General features: G+C 66.5%; 15 protein-coding genes, 1 tRNA gene and 1 pseudogene. 15 read left to right on the top strand and 2 right to left on the bottom strand.

Annotated features, from left to right (window positions below; translation table 11 throughout):
* Nucleotides 1–35 precede the first annotated feature (35 nt).
* The 9 genes and pseudogenes from AC5RWT_RS13005 (at nucleotide 36) to AC5RWT_RS12965 (ending at nucleotide 8,014) form a co-directional block, all read left to right on the top strand.
* The gene (locus AC5RWT_RS13005) at nucleotides 36–926 is read left to right on the top strand and encodes a ParA family protein (RefSeq protein ID WP_494044149.1); all 891 of its coding nucleotides are present in this window, start codon (nucleotides 36–38) and stop codon (nucleotides 924–926) included.
* Nucleotides 926–1,882 carry a segregation and condensation protein A gene (locus AC5RWT_RS13000; protein WP_494080543.1) on the top strand — a complete coding sequence of 319 codons (957 nt, stop codon included), beginning with the start codon at nucleotides 926–928 and terminating at the stop codon, nucleotides 1,880–1,882. The genes AC5RWT_RS13005 and AC5RWT_RS13000 overlap by 1 nt, the downstream gene beginning before the upstream one ends.
* Nucleotides 1,875–2,510: an SMC-Scp complex subunit ScpB gene (gene scpB, locus AC5RWT_RS12995; RefSeq protein WP_494044147.1), complete on the top strand. Its 636-nt coding sequence runs from the start codon at nucleotides 1,875–1,877 to the stop codon at nucleotides 2,508–2,510. Before AC5RWT_RS13000 ends, scpB begins: the two co-directional genes overlap by 8 nt.
* Before the next feature lie 59 nt (nucleotides 2,511–2,569).
* Complete coding sequence (locus AC5RWT_RS12990) at nucleotides 2,570–3,859, top strand: pseudouridine synthase (protein WP_494080542.1); 1,290 nt, start codon at nucleotides 2,570–2,572, stop codon at nucleotides 3,857–3,859.
* A 3-nt stretch (nucleotides 3,860–3,862) separates the two neighbouring features.
* Nucleotides 3,863–4,981 (top strand): prephenate dehydrogenase, encoded by a 1,119-nt coding sequence (locus AC5RWT_RS12985; RefSeq protein WP_494080541.1) that lies wholly within the window; start codon nucleotides 3,863–3,865, stop codon nucleotides 4,979–4,981.
* The gene (gene cmk / locus AC5RWT_RS12980; protein ID WP_494080540.1) at nucleotides 4,978–5,682 is read left to right on the top strand and encodes a (d)CMP kinase; all 705 of its coding nucleotides are present in this window, start codon (nucleotides 4,978–4,980) and stop codon (nucleotides 5,680–5,682) included. Before AC5RWT_RS12985 ends, cmk begins: the two co-directional genes overlap by 4 nt.
* A 59-nt stretch (nucleotides 5,683–5,741) precedes the next feature.
* A pseudogene (locus AC5RWT_RS12975) lies at nucleotides 5,742–6,265 on the top strand (lysophospholipid acyltransferase family protein).
* The gene (der, locus tag AC5RWT_RS12970; RefSeq protein WP_494080539.1) at nucleotides 6,258–7,811 is read left to right on the top strand and encodes a ribosome biogenesis GTPase Der; all 1,554 of its coding nucleotides are present in this window, start codon (nucleotides 6,258–6,260) and stop codon (nucleotides 7,809–7,811) included. The pseudogene AC5RWT_RS12975 and the gene der overlap by 8 nt, the downstream one beginning before the upstream one ends.
* 129 nt (nucleotides 7,812–7,940) lie before the next feature.
* A tRNA-Pro gene (locus tag AC5RWT_RS12965) sits at nucleotides 7,941–8,014 on the top strand.
* A 136-nt stretch (nucleotides 8,015–8,150) separates the two neighbouring features.
* Here the strand turns inward: AC5RWT_RS12965 and AC5RWT_RS12960 are convergent.
* The gene (locus AC5RWT_RS12960; protein WP_494044142.1) at nucleotides 8,151–8,891 is read right to left on the bottom strand and encodes a TetR/AcrR family transcriptional regulator C-terminal domain-containing protein; all 741 of its coding nucleotides are present in this window, start codon (nucleotides 8,889–8,891) and stop codon (nucleotides 8,151–8,153) included.
* Between the two features lie 141 nt (nucleotides 8,892–9,032).
* Here AC5RWT_RS12960 and AC5RWT_RS12955 point away from each other — a divergent pair, with 141 nt between their 5' ends.
* From AC5RWT_RS12955 to AC5RWT_RS12930, 6 genes are all read left to right on the top strand, one after another.
* Nucleotides 9,033–9,785 carry a DUF4386 domain-containing protein gene (locus AC5RWT_RS12955; RefSeq protein ID WP_494080538.1) on the top strand — a complete coding sequence of 251 codons (753 nt, stop codon included), beginning with the start codon at nucleotides 9,033–9,035 and terminating at the stop codon, nucleotides 9,783–9,785.
* 122 nt (nucleotides 9,786–9,907) lie between these two features.
* The gene (gene gcvH, locus AC5RWT_RS12950; protein ID WP_127514488.1) at nucleotides 9,908–10,294 is read left to right on the top strand and encodes a glycine cleavage system protein GcvH; all 387 of its coding nucleotides are present in this window, start codon (nucleotides 9,908–9,910) and stop codon (nucleotides 10,292–10,294) included.
* Nucleotides 10,295–10,368: 74 nt separating this feature from the next.
* Nucleotides 10,369–10,851: an FHA domain-containing protein gene (locus AC5RWT_RS12945; RefSeq protein ID WP_494044140.1), complete on the top strand. Its 483-nt coding sequence runs from the start codon at nucleotides 10,369–10,371 to the stop codon at nucleotides 10,849–10,851.
* A 75-nt stretch (nucleotides 10,852–10,926) separates the two neighbouring features.
* Complete coding sequence (gene ftsR / locus AC5RWT_RS12940) at nucleotides 10,927–11,604, top strand: transcriptional regulator FtsR (RefSeq protein ID WP_494044207.1); 678 nt, start codon at nucleotides 10,927–10,929, stop codon at nucleotides 11,602–11,604.
* Between the two features lie 11 nt (nucleotides 11,605–11,615).
* Nucleotides 11,616–12,119, top strand: coding sequence for a bifunctional nuclease family protein (locus AC5RWT_RS12935; protein ID WP_494044139.1), 504 nt, complete (start codon nucleotides 11,616–11,618; stop codon nucleotides 12,117–12,119).
* Between the two features lie 230 nt (nucleotides 12,120–12,349).
* A complete protein-coding gene (locus tag AC5RWT_RS12930; RefSeq protein ID WP_494044138.1) occupies nucleotides 12,350–12,946 on the top strand; it encodes a MerR family transcriptional regulator in 597 nt (198 codons plus the stop codon).
* A gap of 110 nt (nucleotides 12,947–13,056) precedes the next feature.
* On the opposite strand, the gene AC5RWT_RS12925 is transcribed toward AC5RWT_RS12930, so the two are convergent.
* Nucleotides 13,057–13,896, bottom strand: a complete 840-nt coding sequence (locus AC5RWT_RS12925) for a ParA family protein (protein ID WP_494080537.1) — start codon at nucleotides 13,894–13,896, stop codon at nucleotides 13,057–13,059.
* Nucleotides 13,897–13,943: the final 47 nt, after the last annotated feature.

The following is a 13,943-nucleotide window of genomic DNA, read 5'->3' as shown; positions in this document are numbered from 1 at the left end:
TACGGCAGCGAAACGATGGAAGCTGGGTTTGATACGTGAGCAGCGAACAAGGTGCGACAACCACTCTGCGGCAAGCGGACGAGGATGTCCTGGGCCCCACCGGCCGACCGCTGACCGAGTTCCCTGAACCGCCCGCCTTGGCATCGCACGGTCCCGCGCGGATTGTGGCAATGGTCAACCAGAAGGGCGGCGTGGGTAAGACCACGTCCACCATCAACCTTGGCGCTGCCTTGGCCGAACTCGGCCGCAAGGTGCTGCTGGTCGATTTCGACCCGCAGGGCGCGCTGTCCGCCGGTCTCGGCACGAATCCGCATGAGCTCGACCTGACCGTCTACAACGTGCTAATGGACCGCAAGACGGACATCCGCGAGGCGATCCAGCCCACCGACGTGGAGAACATCGACCTGCTGCCGGCCAACATCGACCTCTCCGCCGCCGAGGTGCAGTTGGTCAATGAAGTTGCGCGCGAGCAGGTCCTGGCGCACGCGCTGCGCAAAGTGGAGGATGACTACGACATCATCCTTATCGACTGCCAGCCCTCCTTGGGCTTGCTGACCGTCAACGCGCTGACCGCGGCCCACGGCGTGATCATTCCGCTGATCTGCGAGTTTTTTGCGCTCCGGGCGGTGGCGCTCCTGGTGGAAACCATCGAGAAGGTCCAGGACCGGTTGAATCCGCGCCTCCAGATCGACGGCGTGCTCGCCACCATGTACGACCCGCGCACGCTGCACAGCCGCGAGGTCATCGGCCGCCTGCTTGAGGCCTTCGGAGACAAGGTTTTCGAAACCGTGATCAAGCGCACGATCAAGTTCGCTGACGCCACCGTTGCCGCCGAGCCGATCACCAGCTATGCCGGCAATCACGCCGGAGCCACCGCCTACCGCCAGTTGGCCAAGGAGCTCATTTCGCGCGGAGGCGCCCCCTGATGACCCTGACGCCGGCAGGCGAGATGCCTGCTGGTCGTCCTCCGGCAGTTCAGGACTCGGTGTCCCCGGCAGATCAGGAAACGGTGTCGGTCGGCCCGGACGGCGACCGGAAGACGGCCGGGTTTGCTGTGACTTTGGACAACTTCAGCGGGCCCTTCGATCTGCTGCTGGGGCTGATTTCCAAGCACGAAATGGACATCACGGAAGTGGCGCTCTCCCGGGTCACCGACGAATTCATTTCCTATATACGGGGCTTGCAGGCCGACGGCGATGACAAAGCGTTGGACGAAGCCAGCGAGTTCCTGGTCATCGCCGCCACCCTGCTGGACCTCAAGGCCGCCCGACTGCTGCCGACCGGCGAGGTCGAAGACGATGAAGACATCGCCCTGCTCGAGGCCCGTGACCTGCTCTTTGCCCGGCTGCTGCAGTACAAGGCCTTCAAGGAGATTGCGGCGCTCCTGGGACAACGCTTGGCCCGGGAGTCCGACCGCTTTCCACGCCAGGTATCGCTGGAGCCGCACTTTGCCGCGTTGCTGCCGGAGCTGATCTGGCGCACGCCGCTGGCGGAGTTCGCAGCCCTCGCGGCCAAGGCGCTGGAGCCCAAGGAGCCCGCGCCCACCCAGGTCGGCCTCTCGCACCTGCACGCTCCGCCGGTCAGCGTGAAGGAGCAGGCCGCCATCCTGGGCGCCCGGCTCCAGGCCGGCGGGCCGCTGTCCTTCCGCACGCTCACCGCTGACGCGGATGGCACCCTGGTGGTGGTGGCCCGCTTCCTGGCGCTGCTGGAGATGTTCCGCGATGCCGTCATCGCGTTCGACCAGGCGGCCCCGCTGGGCGAGCTGACGGTCCGTTGGACCGGCCCGGACGCGGAATGGACCGGCGAGAACCTCAGCGAAGAGTATGAAGACACCCCGGTGCCGGATACGGCCGCGGACGGAACGGAGGAGACCCATGACTGATCCTGTGAAGGACGCAGCGGGCGGGCCGGAGATGGACGTGGACCAGTTGCCCGGCGGGGCCCGCGCCGCGTTGGAGGCGGTGCTGATGGTGATCGATGAACCGGCCTCGGAGATCGAATTGGCCACCGCGCTTTCCCTGCCGGTGGACACTGTCCTGGCGCTACTGCTGGACCTGCAACGGGATTACGACGGCGGTGCCCCCTCGGGCGGTCTGCCCGCCGCTGCGCCCCGGGGCTTCGAACTGCGCAATATTGCCGGCGGCTGGCGCATCTTCTCTCGCAGCGATTTCGCTCCGCTGGTGTCCGGCTTCGTGCTGGAAGGACAGACCGCCCGGCTGACCCAGGCCGCTTTGGAGACGCTGGCAGTCATCGCCTACCGCCAGCCGGTCTCCCGGGCCCGGGTTTCCGCCATCAGGGGAGTCAACGTTGACTCGGTGGTGCGGACGCTGACTCAACGCGGGCTGATCGAGGATTCCGGCACCGATCCGGAGACCGGAGCCATCCTGTACCGGACCACCTCGTATTTTCTGGAAAGATTGGGTATAGGAAGCATCGGCGAACTGCCGGAGATCGCCCCGCATCTGCCGGGGCTGGAAAACCTGTCCGAGTACGACGACGCTTCGCTCTAGACTGCCGGCAGCCGGCAGCGCCAGACCATTGACGTAGTTCCCACGGGTAAGGATCCACCATGACACAACCGCCTCGTTCCGGCTCCGGACGGAATAATCCCCGCGGCGGAAAGCGTCCCGGCGACGCCCGCCGTCCCGGCGACGCCCGCCGTTCGGACGACGCCCAGCGCCGACCGGAAGGCGGCTCGGCCCAGGGGCGCGGCCGGCCCGTTCAGGGCAGCGGTGCCGGCGGCGCAGGCAGGACCGGTGCCAGCAAGCCGGGTGGCGGCCGCCCCGGCTCCGGCGCCAGCCGGGACCAGAGCCGCAGCGAATTCGGCAAGAGTGCCGGTCAGCCCGGTGCCCGCAGGGGACCGGCCGAACCTGGTGCGGGCAAGCCGGGGAGCCGCAAGCCGTCGACGGCGGGCCCGGGCGCAGGTAAGCCGGCCACCGGCAAACCTTACGGCAGCAAGGCCGCCGGCAAGGCCGGTGCGGGTAAGGCCCGCGGTGCCAAGCCGCAGCGCCCCGCAGGGCCCAAGGCCTTCGGCCGGGAGCGCTTCGGCCAGAACCTGGGCCCCGTGAGTCGACCCGCTCGTGGTTCGCGTTCCGGTGCCGGCGCCGGAGCAGTCTCCGACTTGCACGATCCCGAGGGAGTGCGCCTGCAGAAGGTCCTCGCCGGGGCCGGTGTCGCCTCGCGCCGCGTGTGCGAAGAACTGATCCAGGCCGGACGGGTTGAAGTGGACGGCGTCGTCGTGCGTGAGCTCGGCGTGCGGGTCGATCCCGCCCGCGCGGTCATCCACGTGGACGGTATCCGCGTGCAGATGGATGAGACGCTGACCTACCTGGTCTTCAACAAGCCCAAGGGGGTTGTCTCCACGATGGAGGATCCCGAAGGGCGCCCGTGCATCAGCGACTACCTCAAGCCCCAGCAGGGCCAGCGGCTGTTCCATGTGGGCCGGCTTGACCAGGCCACCGAAGGTCTGCTGTTGCTGACCAACGACGGCGAGCTGGCCAACCGCCTCACCCATCCGTCCTACCAGGTCCCCAAGACGTATCTAGTGCAAGTCCGTGGACCCATGGCTCACGGTGTTGGGGCGCAGATGAAAGCCGGAATCGAGCTGGAAGACGGCGTTTCCTCGGTTGATTCGTTCAAGCTGGTTGACTCCACTCCGGGACACGTCCTGGTGGAAGTTGTGCTGCACTCGGGCAAAAACCGGGTGGTGCGGCGTTTGTTCGACGCCGTCGGCCACCCGGTGGAACGGCTGGTCCGGACCCAGGTCGGACCCATCCGGCTGGGCGATCAGCGCCAGGGCAGCATCCGCGCACTGGGCCGCCAAGAAGCCGGACATTTGCTGGCATTGGTGGGGATGTAGCAGGTGAACCCAGCACATGTGCAGGCCACCCATCTGTCCGGGCCGGTCCTGGTGATCGGAACCGGGCTGCTGGGGGCCAGCATCGGTCTCGGCCTGCGTGCCCGCGGTATTGACGTCCTGCTGTCGGATCCTTCGCCGTCGGCCCAGGCCGTGGCCCAGGACATCGGCGCCGGACGGGTCCTGCCGGCGGGCGAACGCGTGGAGCCACAGTTGGTGGTCGTCGCGGCGCCGCCGGATGTTACCGCCGCCGTGGTGTCCCAGGCGCTGCGCGACTACCCGGACGCCGTCGTCGTGGACATTGCCAGCGTCAAGACGGCCGTCTTCGAGGCCCTGGCCAAGGACCCGGACCTGACCGAGGCCGACCTTGGCCGCTACGTGGGCACCCACCCGATGGCCGGCCGCGAGAAATCGGGTCCGGTCGCCGCCCGCGGCGAGATCTTCACGTCGATGCCGTGGGTCCTGTGCCCGTCGGAATGGTCCTTGCCGGGCGCCGTGAAGACCGCGCAGGCGCTGGCCATCGATCTGGGCGCCGTGGTTTCGAGGATGTCCGCGGACGAGCATGACACGTCCGTGGCGATGATTTCGCACCTGCCCCAGGTGATGTCCTCGCTGCTGGCCAGCCGGCTGCAGGACACCCCGGCGCATGCCTTGTCGCTGTCGGGCCAAGGCCTGCGCGACGTGACCAGGATCGCTGCCAGCGACCCGGCGCTGTGGGTGCAGATCCTCGGCGCCAACGCGGCCCGGCTAGTGAACCTCCTGTACGGCGTCCGCGAAGACCTGGAACGGCTGATCAGGACTCTGGAACAGCCGGAGGCCGACGGCGCCCGGCTGGATATGGCCCAGCTGATCAGCGAGGGCAACGCCGGCCAGGCCCGGATTCCCGGCAAGCACGGTGCGCCTCCGCAGGCGTTCGCGTGGCTGACCGTGCTGGTCGACGACACCCCTGGCCAAATTGCCCGCCTGCTGACCGAAATCGGCGAGGTGGGCATCAACCTGGAAGATCTCCGCCTAGCGCACTCGGCCGGCCAGCCGGTGGGACTGGCGGAGATCGCGGTGCTGCCCAGCAAGCGCCACGAACTGATCGAATATCTCACCTCACATGGATGGAAGGTTGTGCAATGAGCGCGGCGGAAGTGGACATGGCTCGTTACCGGCTGGGCAAGGCCCTGGTGGTTGCCATCGACGGGCCCTCGGGCTCCGGCAAGTCGTCCGTCAGCAAGGAAACCGCGCGCCGGCTGCATGCGTCCTATCTGGACACCGGCGCCATGTACCGCGCCGTGACCTGGTACTGCGTCAACACCGATGTGGACCTGGCCGACGCAGCTGCGGTCGAGCAAGCCTGCAAGGACGTGGACCTGCAGATCGGCACCAACCCGGACGATGAATTTGTGCGCATCGGCTCGACCGACATCACCGACGAGATCCGCGAGCCGTCCATCTCCGCATCGGTCAGCGCCGTGGCCACCACGCTGGGCGCACGGGCCGAACTGGTCCGCCGCCAGCAGCAGATCATTGCGGATTCGGGCCGCCGGATTGTTGCCGAGGGCCGCGACATCACTACGGTAGTCGCGCCCGACGCCGAGGTGCGGCTGCTGCTGACCGCCAGCGAAGAGGCAAGGCTGCGGCGGCGCGGCCTCCAACTGGGCGGCACCCAGAGCGACGCCGACCTGCACGAGCAGGTGTTGGCCCGGGACGCCAAGGATTCGACGGTCGTGAATTTCTCCGAGGCCGCGGACGGCGTTTTCACCGTGGATTCGTCCGATTTGGACTTCGAACAGACCGTGGAAGCGGTGCTCGCCGTCGTGCGGCGTGCCGCGCACTGAGCCCGCCCGGGCCGGAGGATTCACCGCCCCGTCCGCTGGGGTCCGCGCTGGGCCGGCCGGTGGGCAAGGTACTGGACCATCTGGTCTACCGGACCCGCATCCATGGACGCGAAAATGTTCCGGCCGGCGGCCCGGTCATCTTCGCAGGCAACCATCTGAGCTACCTCGACGGTCCGGTGATGGTGGGGGCGCGCCCGCCCGATGCACGTGCTGGTCAAACAGGAAATGTTCACCGGATTCCTCGGCAAGGTCCTGCAGTACTCCGGTCAGATTCCGGTGGACCGCAGCGGTGACCGGGCAGCCCTCGGCGACGCCAAGGCCTTGTTGGCCGAGGGCCGCTGTGTCGGAATCCTGCCCGAGGGAAGCCGGGGCGCCGGGGACGCCGCCGAGGTCACAGACCTACCGGCGGCTGCCCTCGGCGTCCGGGCGTGTTTCAATTGACACTGCAGCCGAAGCGATCCGCCGGCAGTTGTCCGGCCATGTCCGGCACAGCGTGGCGTTCACCGGGCAGCGGCTTCCGGCCGCCCACACCCGCAGCGACAACCGGCTTGCAGCCTACCCAGAAGGAACAGACGATGAGTGAGACCCAGCCCGGATCCTCCCCGGCGGAACGGCCGGCCGACGAGGAATACCGTCCGGCGGGCGAAGACCAGGTCGTCGAGCGCATGCTTGCGCTTGACGACGACGAAGCCGAGTTGCGGGCAGCATCGCTGCGCGCCGGCTTGGCGGACTACGAGCTTGATGACGAAGACGCGGCACTGCTGGCCGCCGGAGAAGAACCCATCTCCGAGGAAGAGCCGCTGCGCGTAGCACCGGTGCTGGCCATCGTGGGCCGGCCCAATGTGGGCAAGTCCACGCTGGTGAACAGGATCCTGGGCCGGCGCGAGGCCGTGGTCGAAGACACTCCGGGTGTCACCCGTGACCGCGTCTCCTACTCGGCCCACTGGAACGGACGCCCCTTCACGCTGGTGGACACCGGCGGCTGGGAACACGACGCCAGGGGGATCCACGCCCGCGTGGCCGACCAAGCCGAAATCGCGGTGGACATGGCCGACGCCGTTCTGCTGGTGGTTGACGCCAATGTGGGCGCTACGGCCACGGACGAAGCGGTCGTGAAGATGCTGCGCCGCAAGAAGAAGCCGGTCATCCTGGTGGCCAACAAGGTGGACGACATGGCCCAGGAAGCCGAGGCCACCACGCTGTGGGGCCTCGGTTTCGGCGAGCCACATCCCGTGTCGGCGCTGCACGGCCGGGGCGCGGCCGACATGCTCGACGCCGTCATGGACGTGCTGCCCGAATTTTCCGCCTATGGGGGACTGGAGCGTACCGGCGGCCCCCGCAGGGTTGCGCTGATCGGCCGCCCGAACGTGGGCAAATCGTCGCTGCTCAACAAGCTGGCGGGCAGCGAGCGGGTGGTGGTCGACTCGCTGGCCGGCACCACACGTGATCCGGTCGACGAAATGATCGAACTTGGTGGACGCACCTGGCGGTTCGTTGACACGGCCGGCATCCGCCGCCGCGTGCACATGCAGCAGGGCGCCGATTTCTATGCCTCGCTGCGAACCCAGGCCGCGCTCGAAAAGGCGGAGGTCGCCGTCGTGCTGCTGGCCGTGGATGAAGTGCTCAGCGAGCAGGACGTGCGCATCCTGCAGTTGGCCATCGATTCGGGCCGGGCGCTGGTGCTCGCCTTCAACAAGTGGGACCTGCTGGACGACGACCGCCGCCGGTACCTCGAACGCGAGATCGAGCAGGATCTGGCCCACGTGGAGTGGGCGCCTCGGGTGAATATTTCGGCCAAGACCGGGTGGCACAAGGACAGGCTGGTGCCGGCGCTGGACCGTGCACTCGAGTCCTGGGACAAGCGCATCCCCACCGGGCGCCTCAACGCGTTCCTGGGCGAACTGGTGGCCGCCCACCCGCACCCGGTGCGCGGCGGCAAGCAACCGCGCATCCTGTTCGGCACGCAGGCGACCTCGCGCCCACCGAAGTTTGTGCTGTTCACCACCGGCTTCCTGGATCCGGGCTACCGCCGTTTCATCACCCGCCGGCTGCGCGAAACCTTCGGTTTCGAAGGCACCCCGATCGAAGTCAGCATGCGCGTTCGCGAGAAGCGGGCACGCAAGCGCTGACCTGGCTGCGGCCGCCGGACAACGTGCCGGCGGCCGCTGCGCCGGGCGGGCCCTCGAGTGGTCATGGCCGGTGCAAAAATGCTGTACAGTATTTGAGGTGGTTCCGCCGGATGCATGAAGGCGGAGCTTCGGGTTGTGGCGCAGCTTGGTAGCGCACTTGACTGGGGGTCAAGGGGTCGCAGGTTCAAATCCTGTCAACCCGACGGAAATGGGCAGCTGACCAGTAGAAGATACTGGTTGGCGGCCCTTTGTGGTTTCCGGCATGATGAACGTCCCGCCGCCCAGCAGGGCAGCGGGACGTTTTTTCATCGAGTGGCCCGAACGTTATGTAGGCCTGGCCTACTTGGCCGGATCTTGCCGCTTCCTTACCTGGGCGGACGACCAGCCCTGCCGGTGGAGTCTCTCGAATCCGTCGAGGAGCAGGTCCAGCGCGAACTCGAACTCAAACTGATCGTCACAGCCGTGACCGATGACCGAGCCGTCGTCATGTTGCGCCGCGGTGGCGACGGTGACAATGTTCGGGTACAGCTCCTGCATCTGGGCGAACATGGCCGCCTGCGCTTCCGGCGTCAGCGCGGGCGGCGCTTCCGCCGCCGGGGCGGCCGACCCGTCGAAGAGCTCCTGGGTGAACCCCCACATCCGACCCCCCAAGGCATGCATGACGTGGTGGGCGAGGTCGGGGGTGAATCCGCCAGCAAGGAAAATGCCGGCGAACGAATCCTGATACTCCAGTACGGCAGGGGTGGGGCGTGCACGGGATTCGATCGCCTGGCGGGCCCACGTGTGGCGCTGGAGCGCCTGCCGGGCGGAGAGCACCCGTAGCCGGATTGCGCTCCTCCAATCGGCCCCAGGGGCCGGCGGGTCGATTTCCCGGATGAGGACCTCCACCATCCCGTCGAGCAGGTCCTCCTTGTCTGCGACGTGCTTATACAGCGCCATTGGGACCACATCGAGCTCCTGCGCAAGCCGGCGCATGCTGAGCGCGTCGATCCCCAGTGTGTCTGCAAGGGCGACGGCGGTTTCCAGGACCCGGCTCCGGTTAAGGCGAACGCGCGCTCTGCCTTCGGCTTTCTGAATCATTCCGTCACCTCTCAACGCATGGCAAAATCCGCCGTTGACAAGTGTACAGCGTACGCTGGGCTGGCGAAGCAGTAGGTGTACGCCGTACACTTTAGGTATCCCTTGAGCCAGGCAACGATCGCCCGTTGCAGGAGAATGACAATGAAATTCACTCAGCAGTCCCGGACTTTGAAGCGAGTTCCGATCGATCCGCTTCGAAAGACCTCGCTGGCCGCCGGCGGGCTCTATCTGCTCACCTTCGTGTCAATCCCGACGCTGTTTCTGTACGGCCAGGTGAAGAGCGATCCGGCCTACATCACGGGGCCGGGCCCGGACACAGCAGTCGTCTTGGGAGGGGTCCTTGAGGTGGTCGTCGCCCTCGCCTGTATTGGCACCGGTGTCGCGTTGTACCCGGTGGTCAAGAGGCAGAACGAGGGCATCGCGCTCGGGTTCGTTGCAGCTCGGACCCTCGAAGCCGGCGCCATCTTTGCGGGTGTTGTGGCCCTCATGTCGATCGTCACGCTCCGGCAAGCCGGCTCTGGCGAAGAGTCGCTGGTCACCGGCCAGGCACTGCTCGCCCAGCACATCTGGACCACCCTTCTCGGCCAAGGCCTCCTCCCGGCATTCAATGCGCTGTTGCTCGGTTCGCTCATGTATAAGTCACGCCTGCTGCCGCGAATACTCCCCGTCTTCGGTTTCATCGGTGCTCCGTTGCTCATCGCGGGTGCTGTCGGCATGCTGTTCGGTCTGTGGGGGCCGGTGTCGCCGCTGTCTGGTTTCGGGGCACTTTTCTTGGCCATATGGGAGTTTGGCATGGGCCTGTGGCTGGTGGTCAAGGGGTTCAAGCCCGAGGCCCTTGCACGTCTCACTTCCGCCGGCTCCGACGTCGCCGCAAACGTTGAGGTGGTCCGGTGAGACCCACGGGCCCTTTCCATTAGCTTGTGCAGGGCCTTGTGTGCCTATACTTTCAGCGATGGCGGGGAACTCGGTTTCTTGCCTGGAGCAACTGGATGTCCATGGTGCGAGAAAGGCAACCTATGAGCAATATTCCCGCCGACCTGAAGTACACCGCTGAGCACGAGTGGGTGGCTGCCGCAGATGCCGAGGGCACTGTGCGCCTGGGTATCACCGACTTTGCCCAAGACGCCCTCGGCGACGTGGTCTATGTGCAGATGCCGGAAGCCGGCTCCTCCATCACCGCCAACGACGTCGTTGGTGAAGTGGAATCGACCAAGAGCGTCAGCGACATTTACGCTCCGGTGAGCGGCGAAGTCGTGGCCGTCAACGACGCGCTGGAGTCCGATCCGGCACTGATCAACTCCGATCCGTACGGGGAGGGCTGGCTGCTGGAGGTGAAGCTGTCGGATCCGGGGGCGCTGGAGACCCTGCTCAGTGCCCCGGAGTATGAACAGCAGGTAGGCTAGAGCTACCGGAACCAAATCGACGGCCAACCGGTCTTAGACCGGTTGGCCGCTACATTTTTACGGAGGATCTATTGATGGTGGGCGACGCTCGCAACGCCGCAAACGACGGGCACGGCCACGGCCACGGCCGGCACCTAGAGGCGCATGCGGAAACCACATCCATCTTTTTGCCGCCGCAGACTCTGGCCCACGTCAAGCCGATGCTCAGCCCCGAGGAAGAGGCATCGGTGGCAGCTTTGCCGGCCGGGTCGGCGCTCCTGATAGCCCACGGCGGCCCTAATGCCGGTGCCCGGTTCCTGCTGGACCAGGACGTCACTACGGCCGGCCGGCACCCGGAGGCGGACATCTTCCTGGACGATGTGACGGTCTCCCGCAAACACGTTGAATTCCGCCGGTCGGGCGACGGCTTCATGGTCGTTGACTCGGGCAGCCTCAACGGCACCTACGTCAACAACGACCGGGTGGACAGCTTGCAGTTGCGGACCGGCAATGAAGTGCAGATCGGCAAGTTCCGCCTGACCTTCTACGCAGGCACGGCGGCAAAGGGGCAGGGCTAACCGGTGCCGGCGCCCCAGCCAGCGCGGCGCACCCTCGGGTCGTCCCGGGAGGGCTACCGCAGCAGCGTCCTCAATATCGGCGAGGTGTTGCAGCAGCTGACGGACGAGTTCCCGCAGATCAGCGCCTCCAAGATCCGGTTCTTGGAGGAAAAGGGCCTGATCAGCCCACAACGCACGCCGGCCGGCTACCGGAAATACACGGGCCAGGACGTTGAGCGGCTCCGTTTTGTGCTGGCGCTCCAGCGGGACCAGTACCTGCCGCTCAAGGTGATCAAGGACTATCTGGACGCGATCGACCGCGGCGAGCGGCCGGAGGCGCTGCCCGGCGGCATGACGCTGGCGCCCAGGATGGTGTCGGACCCGCTGGCCGCTGAACTGAACGGTCGCGGCCGGGCACTGACAAGAGGGGAGCTCCTGCAGGTCAGCGGAGCTTCGCCGGAATTGGTGGACGACCTGCTCGCCTACGGTCTCATCCACGAGCAGGACACGCGTTTCGACGAACACGCGCTCAAGGTGGTTCGCGCCTGCATGCAGTTGGGCAGCCACGGAATCGAGCCGCGGCACCTCCGGTCCTTCCGGGCCGCGGCGGACCGGGAAGTGGGGCTGGTGGAGCGGGCCGTGGCGCCGCTGGCCTCCCGCCGCGACGTCGCCTCGCGTGCCCGTGCCGCGGAAACCGCCAAGGAAATCAGCGATCTGTGCCTGAATCTGCACACTGCCCTGGTCCACGGGCATCTGTCGCAGATGGAGCGCTGAACGGAGGAGCCATGCTCGAACTAGAGGTTGTCGGAGTCCGCATCGAGCTTCCGTCGAACCAGCCGCTGGTGCTGCTCAAAGAAACCGACGGGGAGCGTCATATTCCCATCTGGATAGGCGCTCCGGAAGCCAGCGCCATCGCTTTCGCCCAACAAGGCATCAAGCCGCCGCGTCCCATGACGCACGACCTGCTCAACGATGTCGTGGAGGCGCTGGGCAGGCGCATCACCGAAGTCCGCCTGGTCACCGTGCAGGACACAGTCTTCTTCGCCGAGTTGGTTTTCGACGGCGGCGCTACCGTCAGCTCTCGTGCGTCGGACGCCATCGCGGTCGCTCTGCGCGTGCCGTGCCCCATCTACTGCGCGGACGAGGTGATGGAGGAGGCAGGGGTCAAGATCGCCGAAGCTTCCGACGACGAGGAATCGGGCGGCGAGACGCAGGACAACGCGGAAAGCCAACTGCGCCAGTTCCGCGAATTCCTTGCCGACGTAGAGCCCGAGGACTTCGAAAAGTAGCCGCTGCCGGGATGCAATTCCCGCATTGAAGCCGGCCAGGCCAAGGGCACCGGATCCGACACGCCGCAGCAAAAATGCCAGCGTCTTTGACCGGCGGCCCCCGCCGTTCTAACGTCGAAGCATACAGTTCCCATTGCACCGCAGGCCAACTCAGGGCAGACTGAAACCAGACCTCTGGGCTGACTGCGATGCTCACTTCCCCACAGGGAACTTCGACAAGGAGGGTTCACGTGAGTCCTAAAGGTGATGCAGGCGAGATGCCGCACGCTCGAACGACCGGTGCTGCCATACCCGCAAGCGCCCAGGGCCTGCTGTTCACCGAAGACTTGCCCGTGCTGGACGAGGACGCCGGTTACCGCGGCCCCACAGCCTGCAAGGCAGCCGGTATCACCTACCGGCAGTTGGACTACTGGGCACGTACTGGACTGGTGGAACCCGCCGTCCGCGGCGCGTCGGGCTCCGGCTCCCAGCGCCTCTACAGCTTCCGGGACATATTGGTCCTGAAGGTGGTCAAGCGCCTGCTGGACACCGGTGTCTCGCTGCAGCAGATCCGTTCCGCCGTTGAGCACCTGCGGGAACGCGGCGTGGAAGACCTGGCCCAGATCACCCTGATGAGCGACGGCGCCAGCGTTTACGAGTGCACCTCCGCCGACGAAGTCATCGACCTCGTCCAGGGCGGGCAGGGCGTCTTCGGCATTGCGGTCGGCCGGGTGTGGCGGGAGGTCGAGGGCAGCCTCGCGCAGCTCCCCAGTGAACACGCCGCCGAGCAGCACGAGTTCCACGACGATGAACTGAGCCGTCGGCGCGCAGCGCGCAAAATCAGCTGACCTCAGCACAACTTAACAACAGCGGGAGGGGCTCCGGTTTCGGAGCCCCTCCCGCTGTTATGTCGGATCGGGGCGGTCTTCGCCGCGGTGCGGCAGAGGGAGCCGCTTGGTCAGCTGGGCTGGCGGCGGAGCGCACGGCTGCGCATCCGGCCCGAATCGGTGATGTTCTTGAGCAGGTCGTCGAAGAGCGAGGCGGCCTGCCTGGCGGATTCGCCGGGCCACTGATGGACGGAATGTGCCGCCCCCTGGATCTGCTGCCAGTTCGCTTGCTCAACGATGGTGGGGGAGAGCAGCAGGTCACCGAACATGGTCTTCATTTCCGCCAGCCGGTAATTATGTTCGTTGGAACTGGGCCGGACGCGGTTGGCAACCACACCTGCGGTTTTGAGCTCCGGCGCGAACTCCTCCCGGAACAGGTCGATCGCCCGCATGGTGCGTTCGGTGCCTGCAACCGAGAAGAGGCTGGGCTCGGCCACCAGCAACACCCGGTTGCTGGCAGTCCATGCCATCCGCGTCAGGCCGTTGAGGGACGGCGGGCAGTCGATGAGTACCAGTGAATACCCATTCACGCGCGAGAGCACGGTGGAAAGCCGGCGCAAGTCCCGGCGGCTGAGGTCCGGGCGGTCGTAGATGCCGGAATAGGCCGAGCCGACGGCGACATCAAGGACGTTTCGGCCCGACGACGTGGCCGGGCCGGACTCCGCTGCGCCCACCCAGCCGCTCGGGGCGACGTTCTCGGACAGATCGGCTCTACGTGCGTTCTTAAGCAACCGGCCGATGTCGGTCGGGTGGGACGGCTTGACGCCGAGCCCCGTGGTGGCATCAGCATGCGGATCCAAGTCGATGACCAGGGTGGGAATTCCCGCTGCCAGCGCCGCAGAGGCCAGGCCCAGCGTGACCGAGGTCTTGCCGACCCCGCCCTTGAGGCTGCTGATGCTCACTACTTGCACGTAAAAACCAAAACCTAACGTATCGAGTCGTGGGGCTTCTGCGCCGG

Source organism: Arthrobacter sp. Dra40, assembly GCF_059091905.1.
This window is presented reverse-complemented; position numbering and strand designations above follow the sequence as displayed.

What these genes read in the sequence shown, in the direction of transcription:
- AC5RWT_RS13000 (WP_494080543.1), top strand. Translation starts at nt 926, where the DNA reads ATGACCCTGACGCCGGCAGGCGAGATGCCTGCTGGTCGTCCTCCGGCA.
- scpB (WP_494044147.1), top strand. Translation starts at nt 1,875, where the DNA reads ATGACTGATCCTGTGAAGGACGCAGCGGGCGGGCCGGAGATGGACGTG.
- AC5RWT_RS12990 (WP_494080542.1), top strand. Translation starts at nt 2,570, where the DNA reads ATGACACAACCGCCTCGTTCCGGCTCCGGACGGAATAATCCCCGCGGC.
- cmk (WP_494080540.1), top strand. Translation starts at nt 4,978, where the DNA reads ATGAGCGCGGCGGAAGTGGACATGGCTCGTTACCGGCTGGGCAAGGCC.
- der (WP_494080539.1), top strand. Translation starts at nt 6,258, where the DNA reads ATGAGTGAGACCCAGCCCGGATCCTCCCCGGCGGAACGGCCGGCCGAC.
- AC5RWT_RS12960 (WP_494044142.1), bottom strand. Translation starts at nt 8,891, where the DNA reads ATGATTCAGAAAGCCGAAGGCAGAGCGCGCGTTCGCCTTAACCGGAGC.
- AC5RWT_RS12955 (WP_494080538.1), top strand. Translation starts at nt 9,033, where the DNA reads ATGAAATTCACTCAGCAGTCCCGGACTTTGAAGCGAGTTCCGATCGAT.
- gcvH (WP_127514488.1), top strand. Translation starts at nt 9,908, where the DNA reads ATGAGCAATATTCCCGCCGACCTGAAGTACACCGCTGAGCACGAGTGG.
- AC5RWT_RS12945 (WP_494044140.1), top strand. Translation starts at nt 10,369, where the DNA reads ATGGTGGGCGACGCTCGCAACGCCGCAAACGACGGGCACGGCCACGGC.
- AC5RWT_RS12935 (WP_494044139.1), top strand. Translation starts at nt 11,616, where the DNA reads ATGCTCGAACTAGAGGTTGTCGGAGTCCGCATCGAGCTTCCGTCGAAC.